Annotated in this window: 25 protein-coding genes and 1 tRNA gene; 4 read left to right on the top strand and 22 right to left on the bottom strand. The window is 61.3% G+C overall.

Annotated features, from left to right (window positions below; all coding sequences use genetic code 11):
• Nucleotides 1-20 precede the first annotated feature (20 nt).
• The 18 genes from HX868_RS02100 to HX868_RS02020 form a co-directional block, all read right to left on the bottom strand.
• A complete protein-coding gene (locus HX868_RS02100; protein ID WP_177001746.1) occupies nucleotides 21-1,889 on the bottom strand; it encodes a phage tail-collar fiber domain-containing protein in 1,869 nt (622 codons plus the stop codon).
• Nucleotides 1,886-2,500 carry a phage tail protein I gene (locus HX868_RS02095; protein ID WP_177001745.1) on the bottom strand — a complete coding sequence of 205 codons (615 nt, stop codon included), beginning with the start codon at nucleotides 2,498-2,500 and terminating at the stop codon, nucleotides 1,886-1,888. Before HX868_RS02095 ends, HX868_RS02100 begins: the two co-directional genes overlap by 4 nt.
• A complete protein-coding gene (locus tag HX868_RS02090; RefSeq protein WP_177001744.1) occupies nucleotides 2,500-3,411 on the bottom strand; it encodes a baseplate J/gp47 family protein in 912 nt (303 codons plus the stop codon). Before HX868_RS02090 ends, HX868_RS02095 begins: the two co-directional genes overlap by 1 nt.
• Nucleotides 3,408-3,761 (bottom strand): GPW/gp25 family protein, encoded by a 354-nt coding sequence (locus HX868_RS02085; RefSeq protein ID WP_177001743.1) that lies wholly within the window; start codon nucleotides 3,759-3,761, stop codon nucleotides 3,408-3,410. Before HX868_RS02085 ends, HX868_RS02090 begins: the two co-directional genes overlap by 4 nt.
• Nucleotides 3,758-4,333: a phage baseplate assembly protein V gene (locus tag HX868_RS02080; RefSeq protein ID WP_177001878.1), complete on the bottom strand. Its 576-nt coding sequence runs from the start codon at nucleotides 4,331-4,333 to the stop codon at nucleotides 3,758-3,760. Before HX868_RS02080 ends, HX868_RS02085 begins: the two co-directional genes overlap by 4 nt.
• Nucleotides 4,334-4,407: 74 nt before the next feature.
• Complete coding sequence (locus HX868_RS02075; RefSeq protein ID WP_177001742.1) at nucleotides 4,408-4,860, bottom strand: phage virion morphogenesis protein; 453 nt, start codon at nucleotides 4,858-4,860, stop codon at nucleotides 4,408-4,410.
• Nucleotides 4,857-5,267 (bottom strand): phage tail protein, encoded by a 411-nt coding sequence (locus tag HX868_RS02070; protein WP_177001741.1) that lies wholly within the window; start codon nucleotides 5,265-5,267, stop codon nucleotides 4,857-4,859. The genes HX868_RS02075 and HX868_RS02070 overlap by 4 nt, the downstream gene beginning before the upstream one ends.
• On the bottom strand, nucleotides 5,264-5,479 hold the full coding sequence (lysC, locus tag HX868_RS30570) for an Rz1-like lysis system protein LysC (RefSeq protein WP_246355477.1): 216 nt from the start codon (nucleotides 5,477-5,479) through the stop codon (nucleotides 5,264-5,266). The genes HX868_RS02070 and lysC overlap by 4 nt, the downstream gene beginning before the upstream one ends.
• On the bottom strand, nucleotides 5,382-5,813 hold the full coding sequence (gene lysB, locus HX868_RS02065; RefSeq protein ID WP_177001740.1) for an Rz-like lysis system protein LysB: 432 nt from the start codon (nucleotides 5,811-5,813) through the stop codon (nucleotides 5,382-5,384). Before lysB ends, lysC begins: the two co-directional genes overlap by 98 nt.
• Nucleotides 5,810-6,055 (bottom strand): hypothetical protein, encoded by a 246-nt coding sequence (locus HX868_RS02060; RefSeq protein WP_177001739.1) that lies wholly within the window; start codon nucleotides 6,053-6,055, stop codon nucleotides 5,810-5,812. Before HX868_RS02060 ends, lysB begins: the two co-directional genes overlap by 4 nt.
• Nucleotides 6,052-6,894, bottom strand: coding sequence for an N-acetylmuramidase domain-containing protein (locus HX868_RS02055; protein WP_177001738.1), 843 nt, complete (start codon nucleotides 6,892-6,894; stop codon nucleotides 6,052-6,054). Before HX868_RS02055 ends, HX868_RS02060 begins: the two co-directional genes overlap by 4 nt.
• Nucleotides 6,891-7,205, bottom strand: coding sequence for a phage holin, lambda family (locus HX868_RS02050; protein WP_177001737.1), 315 nt, complete (start codon nucleotides 7,203-7,205; stop codon nucleotides 6,891-6,893). Before HX868_RS02050 ends, HX868_RS02055 begins: the two co-directional genes overlap by 4 nt.
• A complete protein-coding gene (locus HX868_RS02045; protein WP_177001736.1) occupies nucleotides 7,198-7,683 on the bottom strand; it encodes a hypothetical protein in 486 nt (161 codons plus the stop codon). Before HX868_RS02045 ends, HX868_RS02050 begins: the two co-directional genes overlap by 8 nt.
• Entirely contained in the window at nucleotides 7,674-7,883 is a 210-nt protein-coding gene (locus tag HX868_RS02040; RefSeq protein ID WP_177001735.1) for a tail protein X, read from the bottom strand. The genes HX868_RS02045 and HX868_RS02040 overlap by 10 nt, the downstream gene beginning before the upstream one ends.
• Entirely contained in the window at nucleotides 7,883-8,347 is a 465-nt protein-coding gene (locus HX868_RS02035) for a head completion/stabilization protein (RefSeq protein WP_177001734.1), read from the bottom strand. The genes HX868_RS02040 and HX868_RS02035 overlap by 1 nt, the downstream gene beginning before the upstream one ends.
• 396 nt (nucleotides 8,348-8,743) lie before the next feature.
• Complete coding sequence (gene gpM / locus HX868_RS02030; RefSeq protein WP_177001733.1) at nucleotides 8,744-9,445, bottom strand: phage terminase small subunit; 702 nt, start codon at nucleotides 9,443-9,445, stop codon at nucleotides 8,744-8,746.
• Nucleotides 9,446-9,448: 3 nt separating this feature from the next.
• Nucleotides 9,449-10,519, bottom strand: coding sequence for a phage major capsid protein, P2 family (locus tag HX868_RS02025; RefSeq protein WP_177001732.1), 1,071 nt, complete (start codon nucleotides 10,517-10,519; stop codon nucleotides 9,449-9,451).
• Between the two features lie 31 nt (nucleotides 10,520-10,550).
• A complete protein-coding gene (locus HX868_RS02020; RefSeq protein WP_177001731.1) occupies nucleotides 10,551-11,411 on the bottom strand; it encodes a GPO family capsid scaffolding protein in 861 nt (286 codons plus the stop codon).
• Nucleotides 11,412-11,565: 154 nt separating this feature from the next.
• On the opposite strand from HX868_RS02020, the gene HX868_RS02015 reads away from it, so the two are divergent.
• The gene (locus HX868_RS02015; RefSeq protein ID WP_177001877.1) at nucleotides 11,566-13,317 is read left to right on the top strand and encodes a terminase ATPase subunit family protein; all 1,752 of its coding nucleotides are present in this window, start codon (nucleotides 11,566-11,568) and stop codon (nucleotides 13,315-13,317) included.
• Complete coding sequence (locus HX868_RS02010; RefSeq protein WP_177001730.1) at nucleotides 13,317-14,378, top strand: phage portal protein; 1,062 nt, start codon at nucleotides 13,317-13,319, stop codon at nucleotides 14,376-14,378. Before HX868_RS02015 ends, HX868_RS02010 begins: the two co-directional genes overlap by 1 nt.
• Nucleotides 14,379-15,305: 927 nt before the next feature.
• On the opposite strand, the gene HX868_RS02005 is transcribed toward HX868_RS02010, so the two are convergent.
• Nucleotides 15,306-15,381: transfer RNA gene (locus HX868_RS02005), tRNA-Thr, on the bottom strand.
• A gap of 123 nt (nucleotides 15,382-15,504) precedes the next feature.
• Nucleotides 15,505-15,738 (bottom strand): DUF2790 domain-containing protein, encoded by a 234-nt coding sequence (locus HX868_RS02000; protein ID WP_016979098.1) that lies wholly within the window; start codon nucleotides 15,736-15,738, stop codon nucleotides 15,505-15,507.
• Nucleotides 15,739-16,084: 346 nt separating this feature from the next.
• On the opposite strand from HX868_RS02000, the gene bcsQ (HX868_RS01995) reads away from it, so the two are divergent.
• Complete coding sequence (bcsQ, locus tag HX868_RS01995) at nucleotides 16,085-17,035, top strand: cellulose biosynthesis protein BcsQ (protein ID WP_343047935.1); 951 nt, start codon at nucleotides 16,085-16,087, stop codon at nucleotides 17,033-17,035.
• Between the two features lie 210 nt (nucleotides 17,036-17,245).
• Entirely contained in the window at nucleotides 17,246-18,157 is a 912-nt protein-coding gene (gene bcsQ, locus HX868_RS01990; RefSeq protein WP_177001729.1) for a cellulose biosynthesis protein BcsQ, read from the top strand.
• Between the two features lie 241 nt (nucleotides 18,158-18,398).
• Here bcsQ (HX868_RS01990) and HX868_RS01985 read toward each other — a convergent pair whose 3' ends face one another.
• Together HX868_RS01985 and HX868_RS01980 are read right to left on the bottom strand one after the other, a co-directional pair.
• A complete protein-coding gene (locus HX868_RS01985) occupies nucleotides 18,399-19,586 on the bottom strand; it encodes a methyltransferase (RefSeq protein ID WP_177001728.1) in 1,188 nt (395 codons plus the stop codon).
• Nucleotides 19,567-20,256, bottom strand: coding sequence for an ABC transporter permease (locus HX868_RS01980; protein WP_025999969.1), 690 nt, complete (start codon nucleotides 20,254-20,256; stop codon nucleotides 19,567-19,569). Before HX868_RS01980 ends, HX868_RS01985 begins: the two co-directional genes overlap by 20 nt.
• Between the last annotated feature and the right edge of the window lie 15 nt (nucleotides 20,257-20,271).

Genomic DNA, 20,271 nt, shown 5'->3' with positions numbered 1-20,271 from the left:
ATTCTCTCCATTACCCATGATCAGTAACCGACAGCTAGCCAGACGCCTGCGAAATTTTGCGCATTTGCGTTGTAAACCCACTGGTTCTCTATCTGAAACGAAGTTTTTGTGAAGTTCGCAACGCCATAGGACTGACTATGATTGGATACCGTCGCGGCGCCTTTATAGTTTGCGAGCGCTACCAGGCAGGCATTGGGGAATTCAATCGGAAAGCTCACTGTAAGACGATCATCAAGGGGGACTACTGCCGAAGAACCCCACTGAATAACGACTCCCCCCATCCATCTAGGGAAAACAATGCCCCCATTTTGGGCAAGGCTTAGGTAAAAACCAAACCGCATCTTGTACGGCGTGACAATGACATCATCACCCGATCCAGAATCAACCTGTGCCATTGTTGCAAGTTTGGCGATCCCCCTGATTGCTTCGGTGGCCTGAATGATCAAAGCCGCGACACCAGCCGCGAATTTCTTCGGGGTAATATATTTGGTGTCATTGACCCCTGAGTTAGTTTCAGACTGCGTGGCCGTCATCACCGCGCCAATGCTTGCCACCGTCAGGTCCTCATCCCAGGCCGACCAAACCCCTACATTCCATCGTCTGGTGTATTTGTGAGCTGACGAATAACAGGTCCAATGCTGCGCGGCGGAGTTGGCGTTATAGACCTCCTGGAAAACCATATCGCCGAGGGTCGCACCGGGCGGTCCGTTCGCTGCGGAAGCCGCAGTCGCGCCAAAATGACCGGTCCGCCACGGGATAGCATTCGGGTCACCGAAGGGCTCAACGGCTCCCATCAAGCCACCTGCGCCGACAAGCATCAGCTTTCCTACGGTGGCATCAGCTAGTCCCGTCTGTGCCATGAGACCTAATTTTTTCGCAACCGCCTGGAATACACGAAGTACCGTCATCGGTTTTGTATTGTCTTGGTCGGCTTGCGCCTCGGCCTCGGCTTGTGTGGGGATATCGATTGCATAGGCTGCAAGAGTGGCGGGATTTGTGCCCGCAATCACGCGGCCATATTTATCCACGGTCAAGCTGCGGTAAGTGCCGGCCAGCACGCCGGTACGACCTGCAATTATCTCAAAGGCCAATGGGGTGGTGCCCAGGACAATCGGAGCATCCGTGACCAACTGCCAAACGCTGTCGCCGTTGGCCGTGCCCTTCTCAACGCTGACGAACAGCCCTGGTGTCACCTCGACGCTGGCATCTGCATCCTGGGCACGCTTCCAGGTACCGCCAGCGGGTACAACGTAAATACCGTTGTCCTTTGCCTGCGCTTGGTCCTTCACCAGCACCCGGGCGCCTTCCACCAACAACACACCGTCGACTGTCTGGATTCCACTCAGGGCGATGTTTGCAGTGGTGGCCACCAACACCGAATGCTTGAAGTCCAGCCTTGCCAGCGCCTCAATGACGGAGGTGTCCACGTATTCACGCGTCGCCAGTACCACACTCGGGTCGATCTTCAGCTCGATGTTGCTGGTGCTGCTGACGATCAGGTTGATCCGAATCACCTGCGTCCGGCCGGAGCCCTGGGCCAGCAGTGACTTATAGGTGGGTGCACAGTTGGCAACTGCAACCATATCGCCGTCCGCGTCGTACAGCGCCAGTTCACGCACCCACCAACCGCCAACGTTCTCCGGGATGATCTGCTCGGCGATGATGACGCTGGCGTTGGTCGGGTCCACCTTCACCTGGTTGAGCGGGGCGCGGCGACGTTCGTTGATCAGCTTGGTCTGCGTGCGGCTGGGGATTGGGTCCGTGCCGTTGGCATCCCCCACGCCCATCTGGGCGAAGGTCCAGGACGTACCAAGGGCGGCGGCGTTGGCCTGCTTGGCTTCGCCGACGGCGGTGAGGATCGCGAAGAATTGGCTGTTTTGGTCGATCATGAGTAGATGTCCATCGTGTCGATATGATGTTCGCGGCCACCGAGGTGAAACGCGCCGCTGACGTCAATGTCGCGCTGTGTCGGTGGGTAAACGCTGAGCTCGTCGCCTTCGTACACGCAGGCGCCGATGAATACGGAACCGGTGCTTTCCAGGCTGATAGCCAGGCCGGTCAGGTGTCGGGTGAGAGGCTTGGCGTCATCGATCAGCCACGTTAGCTCCAGGTACATTTCTTCGGTGATGCCGGTGTCCAGCACGCCTACCTTCAAGGCAAACGTGCCGGGCACGCCTGCCGGTACGGTCTGCCACCACTCCAACACCTCGATCAGATAGCCCAGCGGCTCGACCACGCGGCGCAGCGCGCCGATGGTGCCCTTGCGGGAGTGGATGAAGTAGGAGGCCTTGATGGCGTTGCGCTTGGCGCTCTCGGGCCAGGACTGGGACCAACGGTCGACCGAGAAGGCCCAAGCCAGGTAGGGCAGCAGCGCCACTGGGCAGGCGTCTGGGTTCCAGAGGTCGCGCAGCGGCACGGGCACACGTTCGATCTGCGCCAGGGCCTGGGCGGCGAGACGCTCCAGTTCGGTGGCGTTGCCCGGCAGCAGGAGCGCGACCATTACTCGGCCACCGTGACGTTGTAGGCAGTGCAATAAGGAGCTTGGGTGAGGCTGGCGACGACGTCAGCCCAGCCGGGCAACTCAACGCGCTTGACGCCCTCGATGTGCAGGGCAGCGTCCAAGGCGGAGCGGTTGACCTCCTGGCCAAGGCGGCGGCGAGCGTTGACCAGGGCGGCTAGGCGGGTCTCGGCTGTGGCGCGGACCGGCTCGGATTCGGGTCCTGAGCTGTTCAGGTAAAGCACGGCCTCAACGGTGTAGGGCAGCACCTGAGCACTCTGCACGGTGAGGCGATCAGCCACTGGGCGGCGGTCCTCGTCGCTGAGGTAGGCGGCGACCGCTGCGAGCAGATCGGCCGCCGCGGTGCCGTTGCCTAGGGCGCTCTGCACAGTGACGACGACCTCAGCCGGTGCCGGGCTGATTGCCGAGGCATCGGCGACGCGGCCGTCCGCGCTGCGAGCGTGGAATACATAGGCGTTGCGTGGGCCGGCGGTGCTGAGGCCTTCCATGGCCATCTGGATGCGCTCGCGCAGGCTCTCGTAGTCCTCCAGCACAGCCGCCACCGGAGGTACTGCGGTCGGATTGGCCGGGGTGATTACCAGGCGTGCGACGTTGAAGCGGGCGCCGATCTGCTCCAGGTCCGCGCCCTGGGCGAAGGGCAGCAGAACGGCAAGGGCGGCCTCGTTGACGCGCTGGCGGAGCAGAGTTTCGCGATAGGCGCTCTCCTGGAGCAGCTTGGTGAGCGGCTCGGATTCCAGGGCGAGGGTGGCGGCCACCTCGGCCTGCTGGTCGGCCGGCCAAAGGCTGACGGCGTAGGCCTTACGCTCGGCGAGGATCGCTTCGTAGTCGATTTGCTCGACCACAACGGGTGCGGGCAGTCGGCTGAGGTCGATAGGGGTAAAGGTGGTGGTCATGTGGAGGCCCCCAGGCTCAGCGGTACGCGCAGGCTGAGCGCTTCGTTGGTGTCGGTGACGGTGCCCTCAATGTCCAGCACGGCGCCGCCCGGGATGTCGGTGGGAGTGAGTTGCACGCTGCTCAGGCGGACGCGCGGTTCCCATCGCATGACGGCCATGGCGATGGCGGCATAGGCCTGCAGTCGGGTGGCGCTGTTGAGCGGCCAATCCATGAGGTCAGCCATCGGACTGCCGTACTCCCTGCGCATGACGCGGCTGCCGAGGGGCGTGGTGACGATGTCGGCGATGGATTGAGCGAGGTGCTGGCGATCGCTGAGGGTGCGCCCGGTCTTGGCGCTCATGCCAATCATGGGGTTGGCCCATCCGAAACGGCGGTGCCTCTGGTAACGCCCTTGGTACGGTGGTTGCGCAGGCTGATGTCGGCGGCGATCACGTCCTCGCTGACGTTGACGGTGCCGGTGACGTGTTGGTTGCCGGTCTGCGTGTAGTCACCGTTGTGGGTGATAGGGCCTTCGATATTGATGCCGCCGGTGCTTACCAGGTGAGTGACGCCGCCTTCGGGCAGGGTGGCATTGAGCACATGCGCAACGAAGTCGTACTCGACAACAGCCCCGTCTGGGTAGGTACGGCGGTGCAGGCCCTCGCGGTCGCCGTTGGCCGGGTTGGCGTCACTGAACAGGCCGACCAAGGCGACTCCCTGTGCGAGCACACCGGATGGGCTCAGCAGGACGACTTGCTCGCCGACGGTGGGCGGGTCCCATTCCTTAGAGGTGCCTGCGCGCGGTGCCAGCCAGGGCAGCCAGTTGGTGGTGATGCTGCCGGATTTCACACGGACGCGGACCTTGGCGACGTCGACCTCGGCAATGGTACCGAGGCGGACGAGGTTTTCGATAAGGCGGGCAAGTTCGGCGAGTTGGTTCATGCAGCTGATGCTGCGGCTCGCGCGCGTGTGATGCACTTGGCGCGGGTTGTAGCGGGGCGCGCTACAGCGCCAGGTCAGGCGGTGAGGTGGGTCAGAAGGCGGTCGCGGATCATTTCGAGGTCGGCATCTGTGAAGCCGAGCAGCTCGCGGCGGTCGTACTGCACGTCGTCCTGGCCACGTCCGGGTCGGTCGCGAAGGCCGTATTGGTGGACGCGGGCGATGCGGGCGACGCGGCCGGCGAAGGCGATGGCGATGGAGTTGGGGGTGCTCTGCAGGCGCAGGTACTTCGCCTGGCGCAAACGGGCGAACATCTGACGCTTAATGCGGCCTGCCTTTTTGCGCAGTTGGCGAGGCTTGCGGGCCGCGTAGGCTGTACCGTCCGTATTGCGTTGGGATGCGATGCGCGTTTGCTGGTTGCGACGCAACTCTCGGCCGATAGTGTTACCGAGTTTGCGGCGCTCACCTGGAGAGAGTTTGGCGAGCAGTAGGCCAGCCCACTCTTCCAGGGCGTGGAGGTTGTCGGTCACAGCTCGAAGTCCGGCTCGTCAGGGTGGCTGATAACGAGACTGCCATCATCCAGACGCTTGACGATGACGCGCTCTGTGAGTGGCAGTTTGATCGACATATCAACCTTGCCCCCGTCCAGGATGTCGGCCTCGAAGTTGATGGCATCCTTGCCGCGCTCCAGGTTGGTGAGCAGATCCGGCTGCTGGAGCCGCAGCCACTCCAGTACTGGAATGAATACGCTGTCCGGGTGACCGGCGAAGTCGGTGAGCAGCACCTGCAGGGTGTAGGTGTACTCGAAAGAAAGGCCCTTGGCTGCCGTACAGCGGACGCTGCCGGCGTCGATGAAGATGAGCAGCCGGTCGGGGTTCTTCTTGAGCCCTGCGACGGCGGTGAGCAGATGCTCGCGGAGGCTGTTGGGTTTGTTCATGGGGTGGCTGCCTTCTGTTGGCACTCGTAGACTATGTCGACCTTGGAGGCGCAGGCTGCCCAGTCGGCCTCGGTGATGTCCTGGTCGTCGAGGAGCTCGCCGTTGGTAGCTGGATCAGTCGCGCTCAGGGTGCAGCGCGTTACGGCCGGACAGCCAGTCACGATATGCGTCTGCTCCGGTGATGGCGGGGCGCTGCCGCAGCCTGCGAGCAGCAGCAGGCAGCTGAGCGATAGCCCACTCGCGTAGTTCGGCGTTTTCACGTTTCAACTCCTTGATCTGTTGCTTGCGGACGTCCAGCTCGCGGCGCAGGTCCTGGCCGATCTGTTGCAGCTCGGTCTGGGCCTGACGTTCGTCTGCCAGGGTGGTGCGAAGGGTGGCGATGGTGGTGGCGTCGCGTTCGACGCGAGCGTTGACGGTGGCCAGCTTCTCCTGGGCCACAGCGGTGCGCCCCTGTTCGGCCTGGCTGCGCTGGTAGGTGCCCCAAAGCAGCACGCCCAGTGCGCCGAGTAGTGCGGCGCTGTAGAGGGCTTGGCGCAGAGTAGTCATTTGCGGTACCAGCCGGCGGCATTCATGTCTGCCTCATCGAGGACCTGAAGGTCGCCACAGATAACGAGTGGCGCTACTGGCATTACGTGCTTGAGGGCATCGGCCATCTTTTGGCACTGGTCAATGGGCGTTCCGGCCGGCAGAAGAACAGCTCTGCACCCACCGGTGGGCGACAGGCTTGTCATTCGCTGAATAAGTTCGCTGTATGGGAATCGCTCCGCTTGGCTCGCTACCTTGCTCATGCCGACTCCTTGCTGCAGCCACAGTTGGCGTGCTGCTCGTAGGCGCGTTCGAGCTTTACGTCGTAGAGGTTTCGGGCGTAAGCCGGACCGTTATACGCCTTGGCGAATGCTGCCCACTTCTTACCCTTGAGAGCCTTCAACAGGGCTGGATCGGCTTCGATGAAGCGGACAAACGCCTCGAACTGCTGGTTTTCATCCTGGCTCATCAGACGGACGAAATCGTCGACGCTAGCGTAGCCCAGGCGCTCGGCCTGGTAGCCCATGATCTGAAAGGCGCCCCAGCTGGCCGACTCGTTGGCGCATCGCGCGTCGATCATGCGGGCCTGTGCCAGGCGCTGGTGTTCTGCAGCGCTGCCGATGTAGCCGCCGGCCTTGGTGTTGACCAGGGTGGGGAATTGGACGGCGAGCTCGTCGGCGTGGCGCTTCAGGGCTGCCGGATCATCACCTTCGGCGCGCGGCAGAGCCAAGCGTTTGTGCATGACGTGGCGCTCGAACAGGATCTTCGGCTTGCCGGTGGCCAGGAAGCCGGAGCCGGCGCTCTCCACCTCGTTGACCGCGTAGATGACGGCCAGCTCAACACCCAGCCGAGCAGCGGCGGCCACGAGGGTTGTATTGCGCAGTAGCTGGCTGCAGTCGGTGCCGTCCAGGGCGGCGAGTGTCTTCTCGCCGGCCTTGCCATCGACCACCAGGCCGATCTTGGCTTGATAAGCGCGGACGGCCTTTTCGGTTTCGTCACCGTAGTCGCCATCGGTGGCCAACTTGGCGCCGAACGCATTGAGCTGTTTCTGCAGGCGGCGGACGGCGATGCCTTTGTCGCCGTGCTTGAGGGCTTCAGTCATAGCTGGTCTGCCTTGCGGGTAGCGATGCGTTTGAGGCTGGAGCGGACGTAGTCGGCGCCAAGCAGGCCGACCACTCCGCCGAAGAAGGGCGCGAACTGCTCAGGTATGCCGAACAGAGCCAGGCCGTTGGTCACTGCCAGCGTGATGAGGCCGCAAATGAAGCCTTCGCCCACGGCACGGCGTAGGCTGCCGCCGGAATAAATGAAGCGAGCCGAGGCGATCAGCGCCGAGAGCACGGCGGCATAAATGAGCGGGTGGTGCTGCTCCATCCAGGCGAGCAGCATGGCCCAAGTTTCGGGGCGGTCAGGCATCTGTGACATTCCTTGAGTCCTGTGGAAGAGAGTGGGCGAGCTGCACGAACGGAAGGCAGTTGATGCGCTTGACCACTTCGTTCAGCAGCACGGGGCTGAATCGAGGGGCCGCTCGCTGCAGGCCAAGGGCGGCCGCGCAAAACTCGCTGCAGAACATGCGGCTTTTGCTGTCGATACCCAGCGGCAGGAACTGAGCGAGCAGGATGCCGAGCCAGTCGTAGCCCTTGCCTTCGTGCCGGGCGAAAACGGACTCGATGAGCTTGGCGTCGGCCCAGCGCAAAGGGATTAGTTCCCAGTGCTCGAAGTCGAGCTCGATGTGCTTGGCGCGCACGCCGCCATCCATGGCGCTGGCGGACAGCCAGCGGCCATCGGGCATGACCAGTTCGCAGTGGCTGTACCGCGAGCGCGTCCAGAGGCGGATGAGCCGGTTGAATAGCTTGCCTTCGCCTTTGTAGACGGCGAGGTAGATCAGTCCCATAGGTTCACCACTTGGCGCTGTTCGAGTTGGGGGGCGGCGGCCGGTAGGATGACGGCGGTACCGTGAGGGATGATCGGGCCTAGGTCGGCGAGGCCTGGGTTGGCGTCGAGGACGGCTTCGGTGACGCCTGCGGTGCGGCCGTAGTATTGCCAGCAGAGGCTGTCAACGGTGTCGCCCTGGGCGGCGATGACGGTGGCCACTACAGCAGCTCCACGGTGGCGTGGCTGATGCCGAGGATGGTGCGCAAAGCCTTGCGGGCATCGCGGCGCAACTGGTCGGGGCTGCTCTCTTCCTCGGTGACCTTTTGCTCGCCGCTGTTGGTGGCGTCGAAGCTGTTGTAGCGCTCAATCAGCTCTGCCAGAGCGCCGCAGTAGATGACGCGGCGGTAGAGGTGCAGCCACTGACTTTCGCCCTTTATCTTCTCGGCCGGCACGTCGGCCAGCGTGGCGTGCCCTTCGGCCTGGCGCGCCGCGCGGTAGGTGGCGAGCTCTCGGTTGGCCTCGATCATGACGTTGACGGTGGCCACTTCGAGACGGTCGTCGGTAACGCTGGAGTCGATACGCATCGCGGCGCGCAGTTGCTGGCCGTCGATCTCTGGCCAGAAGTCCGCGTTGCTGATCGGGTAGGCGGCGCTGGTGTCGCCGCCGGCGATAAATCCGCTCATGCAGCCGCTCCCTGTCGATCAACTCGGCCAATTTCGCGCAGCAACTCACTACGGCTGAACAGGTGGGCATGCTCTCCGGCAATCCTGGTCAGCAAGGAATGAGCGTTTCTATTTACTAGAGCAAACTCGCGCGGAGTGGCGGGTAGGATGCCGTCCTTTCCGATAGGACCGGTGCAGACCGTACGGTCGTAGGTTTCTGACTCGCTCACATAGCGTTCAGCGGCCTTACGTAGTTCCGCCTCTACAGGTGACTGTCGGAAGGTGCCCAGGTACTGGTCTGCAAATCCGCTCATGTTCGGGCCTTGAATTAGTGGGCGGTGGTCGGGGCTTCACAGCTCGGGAAGGAGTAACCCTGCTGATCCACCCCGAGCCGCCCGGGTGCGGGGGACCGCTCGGTTAGCTGGCGGGGCCAGCGTGTTTCTTGAGGAGGCGCTCGGCGCGCTCCAGGTCTTTCTTGCCGCCGCAGCTGTTGTGCTGCTGGATGGCAGTTTTTAGCAGGTCAATGCCGGCCTGAATCTGGCCAGGTTGGCCTGGGTTTTTCTCGTCCAGGCCGACCAAGGTGGAACGGCCCAGTGCGAGGGTGAGCTTGGCGCGAGCTTCGTCCGGCATGTCCTGTTCCGCGGTGAGCACAGCGGTGCGGGTGAGGATGTCGTGCGGGAATACGCTGCCCGCCTTCTGGTCCGTCAATGCGGCTTCAGCCACTTCCTCGGCCACCAGACAGCCGGTGGTGCGGTTGAAGCGGTTCGGCGTCTGCAGGTTGTGGCGGATGACGTACTCGGCGATGTCCAGGCCGCCGGCGTAGTCGCCCGCGTCGAAGCGCCAAACCATAACGGTGACCAGCACGTCGTCTTGAGCGCCCTGGCCGGCGGCGAGGATGCCGTCAATGTAGGGCACGTATTCTGGGAGCAGCTCGGCCTTGACCTTCGCCTTGTTCTGTTGCGACTGGACCTGCTTGAGACGCAGTTGATCCTGCTGGAGCTTGGCGAGCATGAGCTCGTAGCTGGTGAGGCCCTCCATGAGAGCGGCGGGCGCGGTGCGCGCCGCCTCCTGGGCGGCACGCTTGCGCAGCTGAGTGCTTTGGGCAAGGGTCAGAGCCATGACTTATGCCTCAGTCGGGGCTGGGTAGGTCATCGCTTCGATGTTCTCCACCAGGGCGACAGCATCGAAGTCCTCGATCACGTAGGCGTCATTGCTGGACTGGTAGTCAGCAATACGATCGAATTCCGGCTCGTCTTTCAGGTGGCGCCGGCGTGCGTCCTCCTGCCAGTAGATGGAGAGGTTCTTGAGGAAGGTGACCAGTACGGTGCCCTCCGGGAAGAACGGGGCATCGACCACCGGCAGGCCGCCGAGACGGGCGCGGCTGACGATCTCCTGAGCGGCGTTCTCTTCCTGGTTGGAGGCAGCACCTTTTTCCACGGCCTTGAGCAATTTCTCGTGCATCAGGTCGCGGCTGACCAGTACCACCAGATCGGGACGGCTGCGGTGCCACGGGGCGAGCATTTGGATGGCATCGAACACCAGGCCGTCGAGGGTTTTGTAGTCGCCGCTGATTTCGGTATCAACGCCCGCCACCTTGATCAACTTGGTGGCGCCTACGGTGACTTTTCCGGCGACGGCGCCATCGTCAATGACGTGGTCTGCAGCGCCTTCACGGATCTTCTGCAGCCAGCCTTTGTTGACGTCCTGCAGCAAGGGGTTGTTGACGCGGTCGGTAGCCACCGCGACGCTGGTTCCGTTGAAGCCGATCATGATGCGGTCGAGGGACTGACGCTCGATGATGGCATTGGTCAGGAGTACCTGGAAATTGGGGAACTTGGCCCAGGCGTCGAGCAGCGCGTAGGGGAACGCAGTGTCGAAGTTGGTTTGCTTGCAGGCGTACTCGTCCTTGGTCAGCTTGGAGACGTCGGCCGGGTTGCGACGGTTGCCCGCTGCGGTGTTGGTGCGGCCGGCGATGGGGCCATTAACCCCGCCGAGCAGAGCCTCGCCCGTCTGATCGTTGACACCGATCAGGTTGATGGCCTTGAGGAAGGCGCTGGATTCCTGCATGGCAGCTTCCAGCGTCTGCTGAACGCTCGGGGCGACGTTGAATTTCTCGGTTGCACTGGCAACGCCGTTGAGCAGAGCGATCTGCGCGGCCAGGGCGGTGAAGGCGAGGCGGGTTACGTTACGCATTGGGTGTTCTCCGGTTGCGGGCTGGGTGGTGTCAGAACTTGGTCAGCACTTTGCCGTCGCCGCCCGTAGCTGGTGGGCGGTGCTGCTGGCTGTGGTCTTCGGTGTCACCCAGGCGCTTGAGCAGGTCAGCGAATTCGCCGGCCATTTTTTCGTGGGCGGTTTGCAGCGTGTTGAGTTTGGTTTGCTCGGTAGTGAAGGCTGTGCCCTGGTCCTTGGCGTGGTTGGCGAGCGCCTCAACGGCTTCCGTCAGTTCGGAGAATTGGGCGTCATCCTTGACCGTTTTGTCCTTGCTCTTGCCGAGGGCTTCCATGACCCGATTGAACAGGCCCAAGGCCTTGTTTTCGGGTTCTGCAACTTCCTCGAATTTGATTTCAGCCTCCAGGGCCTCGGTGAACATTGAGGTCGCGGAGTAGTGGCGATCCTTGAATGGGCTGGCGTCCGGCTTCTGCGCGGAGAAAGCCAGCACGTCGGTACCCAGGCTTGCCGGCGAATCGGTTACGGCCAGGCCGACGATGTACGCCTCGCCGCTGTCGGCAAAGCTCTCGTCGATTTCGATGGAGGTGTAAATCTTCTGCTTGGCCTTGTTCATGGCCACCAGGTCGGGGGTCGGTTCGATCTGGGCGAACAGGGCGAGTTTCTTCTGTCCGGCAATCTCAACCTCTTCGGTCTTGACAGCGGTGATGTCGCCGTAGGCCTTGAAAGGGCTGTCCGGCAGCAGGCTGCGGAAGTGTTCCAGCCACACGCGGGCGCCATAGGTGTTCGGGCTGAAGTTTTTGGCGGCCTGCTCCAGCCAAGTGCGCTCGATCTTGCGCTTATCGGTGGTGGAGCCTTCAACGGCGACACGGAACCAGTTGGAGCGGAATTTCTGGGCTGGGGCATTGCTTGCGGCCATGTGGGCTGTCCTCGATGCGTTGGCGGCGGTTGCCGTTGCGTTGAGGGCATGGTCGACAGTGGGCGAACGCGCGGCAACGCTCTGACCTTGTAACGAGTCCCGGTACAGGGCGCGGAGTTAGGGGCTCGCGCGCGTGAGCGGCAGCATCGGCGTCATGAACTCTATCGCCCAGCCGACCACCGATCCGCGCCGCCACGCCAAGTTCCTGTATTGGACGGGCTGGCGCATCACCGATATCGCCGACTACCTCGGCGAGAAAGAGAAGACCCTGCACAGCTGGAAAACCCGGGACGAGTGGGACCGGGCGGACAACGTGGAGCGGATCGGCGGTGCGCTGGAGGCGCGTCTGGTGCAGTTGATCCTCAAGGACGGCAAGTCCGGCGGGGACTTCAAGGAAATCGATCTGTTGCACCGCCAGTTGGAGCGGCAAGCCAGAATCCAGCGCTACCAGGACGGCGGGACCGATACCGATCTCAACCCGAACATCGCCAAGCGCAACGAGGGGCCGAAAAAGGCGCCCAAGCGCAACGAACTGGACGAGGGGCAGATCGAGACGCTGGTCGAGGCGTTCCGCGACAGCTGTTTCGACTATCAGCTCGACTGGCACCGCTCGGGGAACATGCGCACCCGCATGATCCTGAAGAGCCGGCAGATTGGCGCGACGTTCTACTTCGCCCGCGAGGCGCTAATCGACGCCATCACCACAGGGCGCAACCAGATATTCCTGTCGGCCAGCAAGGCGCAGGCGCACCAGTTCAAGACCTACATGCAGTCCTTTCTCAACGAAGTGCTGGGGGTAAAGCTGACTGGCGACCCCATCGTTCTGTGGAACAACGCCGAGCTGCACTTCCTGGGCACCAACTACCGTACGGCGCAGGGGCGTAGCGGAAACTTCTATTTCGACGAATTTTTCTGGGTCCACAACTTCGCCGAAATAAACAAGGTGGCGTCGGGCATGGCGCTCCACAAGAAGTGGCGCAAGACCTACTTCTCGACGCCGAGCAGCATGGCGCATCCAGCGTACAGCTACTGGACGGGCGAGCGCTTCAACAAGGGCAAGCCGACGGCCAGCCATATCCAGCTCGACGTGAGTCACGAGGCGCTGCAGCAGGGGCGATACTGCGAGGACCGCATCTGGCGCCAGATTGTCACCATCCTCGACGCGGAGTCACGCGGCTGCGATCTGTTTGACCTGGACGAGCTGCGTGAGGAATACGACGCTGCGGCCTTCCAAAACTTGCTGATGTGCCAGTTTGTCGATGACGGGCAGAGCATTTTCCCGCTATCGATGCTGCAGCCGTGCATGGTGGAAAGCTGGGATTGGCCGGACTACAGCCCTTTTGCGATGCGGCCGTTCGGAGAGCGCCCCGTCTGGGTTGGATACGATCCCGCCGAGAGCGGTGACTCCGCTGGCCTGGTGGTCGTGGCGCCGCCGCTGGTGGCGGGTGGCAAGTTCCGCGTACTAGAGCGCCACCAGTTCCGAGGTATGGATTTCGCCGCGCAGGCCGAGACGATCCGGCACGTCACTCGCCGCTATAACGTGGCCTATATCGGGATCGACACCACGGGCATCGGTAGTGCCGTGGCTCAGTTGGTGCGTCAGTTCTTCCCGGCGCTGAAGACGTTTTCCTACAACCCCGAGGTCAAGACCCGCCTGGTGATGAAGGCGTGGGACGTAATCAGCAAAGGTCGCCTTGAGTTCGATGCCGGCTGGATCGATATCGCGCAATCGCTCATGGCCATCCGCAAGACCATCACCCCAGGTGGACGCCAGTTCACCTATGTCGCTGGCCGCAACGACAGCACCGGCCACGCCGATCTGGCGTGGGCGCTCTTTCACGCATTGCAAAACGAGCCGCTGGAGGGCCGCACAGCGGCCAACACCGGCATCATGGAGATTTACTGATGAGCACGAGTCGCAACCTCAGCCAGCATGACCTTGCGGCAACCACCCAGGATCGAGAGGCGGAGGTGCAGGTCAAGGATCAGGGTGGCCAGTCGATGGCCTTCACCTTCGGCGATCCGGTACCGGTGCTTGATGGCCGGGAGATTCTCGACTATCTGGAGTGCTGGGCGAACGGCCGGTGGTATGAGCCACCTGTATCCCTGGACGGCTTGGCCCGCTCGACCAAGGCAAGTGTTTACCTGCAGTCTGGGCTCAACTTCAAGCGCAACGCACTGGCGCGCACGTTTAAACCTCATCGGCTGCTGACCCGGGCGGCATTCGAGCAGATCGTCATGGACTGGGGATGGTCCGGTAACCTGTACCTGGAGAAGCGCGACAACATGTTGCGTCAGGCGCTCGGCCTGCAGCCGTGCCTGGCGAAGTACATGCGGCGCGGTACCGACCTGGTGACCTATTACCAGGTGCGCGGATGGAAGGACGAGCACGAGTTCAAGACTGGGAGCGTCTGTCACCTGCGTGAGGCAGATATCAACCAGGAGGTCTACGGCCTGCCGGAGTGGCTGGCGTCCCTACAGAGCGCGCTGCTTAACGAGTCGGCCACGCTATTCCGCCGCAAGTATTACCAGAACGGCTCGCACGCGGGGTTCATCCTGTACATGACAGACGCGGCACAGAACGAGGATTTCGTCACCAACCTGCGCGACGCGATGAAGAGCAGCAAGGGGCCTGGCAACTTCCGCAACCTGTTCATGTACGCCCCGGGCGGCAAGAAGGATGGCATGCAGCTGATCCCGATCAGTGAGGTGGCGGCCAAGGATGACTTCGCCTCGATCAAGAACATCAGCCGCGATGATCTGCTGGCGGCACTGCGCATCCCGCCTCAGCTCATGGGTATCGTGCCGCAGAACGCGGGCGGGTTCGGGTCGATCCGTGACGCCGCCCAGGTGTGGGCGCTCAACGAGCTGGAGCCGGTGCAGGCTCGACTGGCGCAGATCAACGATTGGCTGGGTGAAGAGGTGGTGCGGTTCAACCCGTATGAGCTGCCTGCCGCTGTCAACTGACTGTAGAACACATACTAAAAAGCCGCCCTTGAGGCGGCTTTTTTTTGGGCTCCACGCGCGGAAGTTTGCGGCTTCTTCAACGTGAAAAACCCCAGCTAACACTACCACTTCCAGGAATTTCAAGCCAGCGCTACGAGGGCTGCGCGCGAGTATTTCCGGGGCTTTCAGCGAGGCGGGCGACGAGCGGCGAGCAGGAGGCGCGACGCTGCGGGCGCGTGGCTGGTCGAGGGTGCGGGCCTGTGGCTTGGGTGCCCGGCCTGGGGCTGCTGCCGACCCCTGTTTTCACCCGGCGCGCGCGCTCGTCCCCCCGCCACGCCTCCGGGCTAAATGTGGCGCATTTTCTGCGCCCCTGCAGGCCGCTCAGCGCGGCCAAGGCAGCGGGCTGGAGGCAGGTATGGGGCGAGGCAAAAACCTGCGATTCCCTGCACTGGAGGGGGTTTATGGGCTATGGGGTGCATCCAGGTTAGAGGGGGTTGTCGGGGGCGATTTGCGGAAAGAGTAATTTCAGCAATCTGCGGGGAAACCGACCCTGGAGGCCGCGCCGTTCGTGGGTTCTGACATTACAAAGAGAGGTAACTTAGGAGTAATCAAAAAGGTAATTTTTTATAAGCTGCTGATTTATAAGGCTTTTTTATGGGGCCAATATCACCTTGAGAAAGAGTAACCAGATTACCTTTTAGTTACTCGAAAGTTACCTTTGCCCATCGCCGGAAAACCTTTGTAGATCAAGGCATTGCGCCTTTTTCTGGGCGTGGGTTACAGAAATTACTCTTTTTGCGCACCCCCCACTACATGAAAAAAACAATTCAGTCTGGGGCGTGTGCGTATGCGCGCGTTCTACAGTCTTGTTACGCGGCTTGTTACGTGCGTTGTTACGTATGGCGGATAAAACAAAGGCCTGCATCGCTGCAAGCCTTTGTTTTTAAATGGTGCCGGCACCAGGAGTCGAACCCGGGACCTACTGATTACAAGTCAGTTGCTCTACCAACTGAGCTATACCGGCGTGTTAGGGCGACGATTATAGCGATTGGCGAGGTTCTGTAAACCCCTGAATTCTGACTATTTTTGCAAATCCGCAGGTTTTTTCATCTGGCGCGGTTTCCGGGCTGTGGCGGGGCTTCTTCTGTCAGCTTCCGTCTGCGCAGTTGTCGGCGAATTTGCTGTAGTTCAGCACGCGTTTTTGGCCGTGGGAGTCGAGGTAGGTCATGTGGGCATTGACCACGCCGCAGGAGCCGGAGTTGTCCTGCACGGTGGCGACGATGCGTTGGATGTCCGGCTTCGGCTTGGTGTCGGCGTGGGCGTTGAGGGTGAAGGCAAGCAGGCTGGCGGCGATGAAGATGTTCCAGTTGTTGGGGTTCATGGTTGCGTCCTCGGTGCAGATCAACAGTGGGTGTGGGTCCTATTGAATGCTCGGGAGGTATATGGGGTGTGTCGCGGAGCGCGGGTTTTGTCTCGTTTTGTATAAGGCGTCTGCGTAGTTACATGGGAATACGCATCAGGCTGAATTCTTGATAAATTGATCAAAAATGGCGCTAAATAATCTTAAATTACTGATTTATATAGTAAAAATAATACGTCATATAAATGGCGTCAAGCCGCTCATCTGAAAAAAGTTAGTTGAAATCATCAAAATACTGACACTATCAAGGTGATATCACACAATGCGCGCCTTATTTATTCAACCACTCAGAGGGGGGAGCAGGACAGTGAGTCGCGCAGATGATATTTCCAAACTATACGACGCACTGACTGGCACTCTCCGTGTTGATCAGCCTCAGGTCGATGAGCCGATTTCGCCTGGTCTGCAATGTTTGCTCGACCAGTTGAATCAGGGCGCAACCCAGCATCTTCAGCCGCCCGAATTGGTGGAAGGCCCGCTTGGTGAGGTGTACTCGGACCCATCGGCGCCCAAGGTTGTGGTGGTGGTCTCTGCCAAGGGTGGGGTTGGCCGCACGACGCTCGCGGCGGCACTCACCAGCGGTTTGCAGCGCCAGGGCCATCCTGCGCTCGCGCTGGACCTGGATCCGCAAGACGCCCTGCGCCATCACCTGGCGCCCGGTGTGAATATGGCGGGTGTCGGCGCGACCAGTCTGCTCAACAAAACCTGGGAGGCGTTACCGGTTCGGGGTTTTGCCGGGTGTCGCATGGTGGCGTTCGGTGAAACCGATCCTGTGCAACAGCAAAGCTTGAATCGTTGGCTGGGACAGGATCTGGAGTTTCTGACCAAGCGCCTGGGTGGGATGAAATTGAGTGGCCGGGACACGGTGATCATCGATGTGCCGGCGGGCAATAGCGTGTACCTGAGCCAGGCCATGTCGGTTGCCGACGTGGTGTTGGTGGTGGTGCAAGCGGATGCCGCGTCATTTCGCAGCCTGGCTCAAATGGACAGTGTGCTTGCCCCTTACCTGGCTCACGCGAAATCGCCGTACCGCTTCTATGTGATCAACCAGGTTGACCCTGCTCATCGGTTCAGCGAGGACATGGTCGACGTGTTCAAGCTACGCCTGGGGGATGCCGTGCTTGGAACGGTTCAGCGCGACCCCTCGTTTATCGAGGCTCAGGCTTACGGGCGCGATCCCCTTGATCCGGTCAGCAACAGCGCCGGATGCCAGGATCTGAGCAGCCTCTGCCGTAGCTTGCTTGAGCGAATCAATTAAGCGCGTCGAGGGTCGGAGCATTGCTGGCCATTAAATTGACGATTTGCCGTTTGTCTAAAAAATATACAACTATCTCATCAAAATAATGACACTTTTGCTGTCCTGAAGCAGACTGCTTGCACTAGGGCGACCACAAAAAGACCTGCGGTAAGCAGTCGTATCAGCTGACCTTTTCACGTCTTTGAGCTTCGCCGTGATGAGGGGTTTGTTATGGGCATTACTGATGGTCTTTTAGCCTTGCTCGGCAAGGATGTCTGCCAGGATGAGCGTGGCATGGCGTCGCGTTTGCACTTCTTCGGCAGCATTCCCAGCCGAGACGATGGCGCTGCCAACGAAAGCGCCCAGCCCACGCCCACCTTGGCCTTGAGCCCGAAAGTGGTAGCGCTGGTGTCGATCAATGGCGGTGTTGGCCGCAGCACCCTGGTCACCGCCCTGAGCAGTGGTCTGCAGCGCCAGGGCGAGTCCGTCGTGGCGCTGGACCTGGACCCGCAGAACGCCTTGCAACATCACTTCGGGGTCAGCTCGGCATTGCCGGGCATCGGGCGCACCAGTCTGGAGCATGGGCAATGGAGCCAACTCCAGCAGCTCAGCTTTGCCGGTTGCCAGGTGATCACCTTTGGCGAGATCGATATCCCGCAGCAGGAAAGCCTGGAGCGCTGGCTCAAGCACGAGCCGCGTTGGCTGGCTCAACGCCTCGCATCCCTGGGCTTGAGCGCTCGGCATACGGTGATCATCGATACCCCTTCCGGTAACAACGTTTACTTTCATCAAGCGCTGAGTGTTGCCGACGTGGTGCTGGTCATCGTGCAGGCGGATGCCGCGTGCCTAGGCACCCTCGACCATCTGGATGTACTGCTTGCCCCGCACTTGGAGGGTGAGCGCCCGCCCAGTGTGCAGGTGGTGATCAACCAAGTGGATGAAAGGAATGCCTTCAGCCTGGACATAGTCGAGGCGTTCAAGCAGCGGCTGGGCAAAGAAACGCTGCACGTGCACCGCGATCTAGCGATTAATGAAGCCTTGGCCTTTGGTGTCGACCCGTTGGATAGCGTGGCGAAGAGGCTGGCGGGCGACGATATCAACGACCTCTGCCAGGTGCTGAAGGCTCCAGGAAAACGCACCTGAAGCGCGGTTTATACGCTTAACGCCAGATGCTTATGCACAATCGGTTGGATGGCCATGTCACGAAAAAGCCATTTTGTGGAGCCGTTCTCATCACGCCGCAACTGCCTGTTTTGTGTGCGTTTTATTTTATGAACAAAAAATGACCAGCGCGGTTTACGACCTGCAGCGCAGGTGGCTACAGGCCCCGTAAAGAATTCATCAACAGAGTTATCCACAGGCTGCGCTGCGACAATTTTGCCCCTTAATCGCGCTCGGCAAGCACCATCAAGTTGCGCGGTGTCAGCGCGGACTCGCAGAAGGTGCCTATCTCGACCTTGTAACCGTTCTGGGCAAGGAATAATGCCCGATCCAACACCAGCCACAGTTCCAGTGGGCGCCGAAACAAACCTCGCACCAACTCCAGGTTTCTGACTTCGGCCAGACGGCGCCAACCGTACGCTTCCAGCGCCGTCCAATCCTGTTTGCCTGTGGATAACCCTTTGAGACTTGCCAGCTCCTTGCAGTAGTCGGCAAAGGGTTTGTCCAGCCAGCTGGTGGGCAGGGAGGGTGTAGGCAGGTATTCGTCGACGCCGCGCAGTTCGCGTTGCAGTTGATCGAAGCCCAGGCGTCGCGCCATGGACGTGTCCCGTTGCAGGCGTATCCGCTGGCCTGCGGTAACGGTTTCGCTCAGCGGCAGGCCAAGGTCATCGATCGACAGTTGTAGGCATGATGCGCGACCGGCATTGGACAGTGGCTGGTAGGTGCCAGCGTTGATGCGGTTGTAGCAGCAGGGCGCCAGCGCCAGCTGTTTGCAACCGACGGCGCTGGCCAGTTGCAGCAGGCGCACATGCAAGTCGCCACAGGCATGCAGGGCGACGGGCGTATGTTCTGGGCCGATTGCCACGTCGGCCATCACATCTTGCAGGCGATGGGTGACGGGCAGGCCATGATGGTCGCTCAAGGCCTGACCTGCGGCGATCAGCGCCGGGTCGTATTCCAGGCAGGTCAGTGCTTGATCGTTTTGTAACAGGCGACGGCCCAGATGGCCCTTGCCAGCGCACCAGTCCAACCAGTGCGTGGGCGTCTGCTTGAAATGCAGTGCGGCGCCGAAGGCTTCGATCTGTTCCCACTTACGGCCCGGAACATCGACGTTCAGGCGATGGCGAGCGGGTGCGAGGGGCTGTGTCGATAACTTATCTACAGCACTGAGCTGGCGAGCTTGCGCAGCGAGTTGTGGAAAAGGTGCCGGCGCCGGCAGGTCATGGGGTTGGTTATGACTGGCCTCAGCGTCGTCCAACGAGCGTTGGCGCAGCCACTGGGCGAGGTCGGGATGCTCTGTTTCCCAAGGGAGCTGACGATGGGTAAAGGGCCGTGGTTTCCACAGCCCTTGGTGCTCGATCAGGAACGCATCCAGTGCCTGGAAGCGTGCCTCAACGTCCTTGGCATGCATCGACGCGCAGCCAACGTTCCAACAGTTTGAAGCCGCGTACCAGGATGTAAGCCATCAACAGGTAGAACAGACCGGCGGCGAAGAAAATCTCAACCGGCAGGTAGGTTCGGGCGATGATGGTCCGCGCCATGCCGGTCAATTCCAGCAGGGTGACGGTACTGGCCAGGGCACTGGCCTTGAGCATCAGAATCACTTCATTGCTGTACGCCGGCAGGCCGATGCGCGAGGCGCGCGGCAGGATGATGTAGAACAGGGTCTTGGGCTTGGACATGCCCAGGGCTCGCGCCGCTTCAATCTCGCCCGGCGGAATGGCCTGGATCGCGCCGCGCAGGATCTCAGCGATATAGGCAGCAGTGTGCAGCGTCATGGTGGCGGTGGCGCACCAGAACGGATCGCGCAGGTAGGGCCACATGAAGCTCTCGCGCACCGCGTCGAACTGCGCCAGGCCGTAGTAGACCAGGAACAACTGCACCAGCAACGGCGTGCCTCGGAAGAAGAAAATGTAGGCATAAGGCAGCGCGCTGACATACCAGCGTCGTGAGGAGCGCGCGATACCCAGCGGGATTGCCAGCAACAGGCCGGCGATGACGGCAATGGCCACAAGCTCAAGGGTCAGGATGGCGCCTTGGGCCAATTTGGGCAGCCACTTGATGATCACGGCCCAGTTCAGGCCCAGGTCGAAATG

It is taken from the genome of Pseudomonas reactans (genome assembly GCF_013385825.1).
In the GTDB taxonomy this organism is placed as follows: domain Bacteria; phylum Pseudomonadota; class Gammaproteobacteria; order Pseudomonadales; family Pseudomonadaceae; genus Aquipseudomonas; species Aquipseudomonas reactans.
Note: the sequence above shows the minus strand (reverse complement) of the source record. Positions and strands in the feature narration are given on the sequence as shown.

Coding starts and splice junctions, on each gene's coding strand:
- HX868_RS02100 (WP_177001746.1), bottom strand. CDS start 1,889: ATGATCGACCAAAACAGCCAATTCTTCGCGATCCTCACCGCCGTCGGC.
- HX868_RS02095 (WP_177001745.1), bottom strand. CDS start 2,500: ATGGTCGCGCTCCTGCTGCCGGGCAACGCCACCGAACTGGAGCGTCTC.
- HX868_RS02090 (WP_177001744.1), bottom strand. CDS start 3,411: ATGACCACCACCTTTACCCCTATCGACCTCAGCCGACTGCCCGCACCC.
- HX868_RS02085 (WP_177001743.1), bottom strand. CDS start 3,761: ATGATTGGCATGAGCGCCAAGACCGGGCGCACCCTCAGCGATCGCCAG.
- HX868_RS02080 (WP_177001878.1), bottom strand. CDS start 4,333: ATGAACCAACTCGCCGAACTTGCCCGCCTTATCGAAAACCTCGTCCGC.
- HX868_RS02070 (WP_177001741.1), bottom strand. CDS start 5,267: ATGAACAAACCCAACAGCCTCCGCGAGCATCTGCTCACCGCCGTCGCA.
- lysB (WP_177001740.1), bottom strand. CDS start 5,813: ATGACTACTCTGCGCCAAGCCCTCTACAGCGCCGCACTACTCGGCGCA.
- HX868_RS02060 (WP_177001739.1), bottom strand. CDS start 6,055: ATGAGCAAGGTAGCGAGCCAAGCGGAGCGATTCCCATACAGCGAACTT.
- HX868_RS02055 (WP_177001738.1), bottom strand. CDS start 6,894: ATGACTGAAGCCCTCAAGCACGGCGACAAAGGCATCGCCGTCCGCCGC.
- HX868_RS02050 (WP_177001737.1), bottom strand. CDS start 7,205: ATGCCTGACCGCCCCGAAACTTGGGCCATGCTGCTCGCCTGGATGGAG.
- HX868_RS02045 (WP_177001736.1), bottom strand. CDS start 7,683: ATGGGACTGATCTACCTCGCCGTCTACAAAGGCGAAGGCAAGCTATTC.
- HX868_RS02035 (WP_177001734.1), bottom strand. CDS start 8,347: ATGAGCGGATTTATCGCCGGCGGCGACACCAGCGCCGCCTACCCGATC.
- gpM (WP_177001733.1), bottom strand. CDS start 9,445: ATGGCTCTGACCCTTGCCCAAAGCACTCAGCTGCGCAAGCGTGCCGCC.
- HX868_RS02025 (WP_177001732.1), bottom strand. CDS start 10,519: ATGCGTAACGTAACCCGCCTCGCCTTCACCGCCCTGGCCGCGCAGATC.
- HX868_RS02020 (WP_177001731.1), bottom strand. CDS start 11,411: ATGGCCGCAAGCAATGCCCCAGCCCAGAAATTCCGCTCCAACTGGTTC.
- HX868_RS02015 (WP_177001877.1), top strand. CDS start 11,566: ATGAACTCTATCGCCCAGCCGACCACCGATCCGCGCCGCCACGCCAAG.
- HX868_RS02010 (WP_177001730.1), top strand. CDS start 13,317: ATGAGCACGAGTCGCAACCTCAGCCAGCATGACCTTGCGGCAACCACC.
- HX868_RS02000 (WP_016979098.1), bottom strand. CDS start 15,738: ATGAACCCCAACAACTGGAACATCTTCATCGCCGCCAGCCTGCTTGCC.
- bcsQ (WP_177001729.1), top strand. CDS start 17,246: ATGGGCATTACTGATGGTCTTTTAGCCTTGCTCGGCAAGGATGTCTGC.
- HX868_RS01985 (WP_177001728.1), bottom strand. CDS start 19,586: ATGCATGCCAAGGACGTTGAGGCACGCTTCCAGGCACTGGATGCGTTC.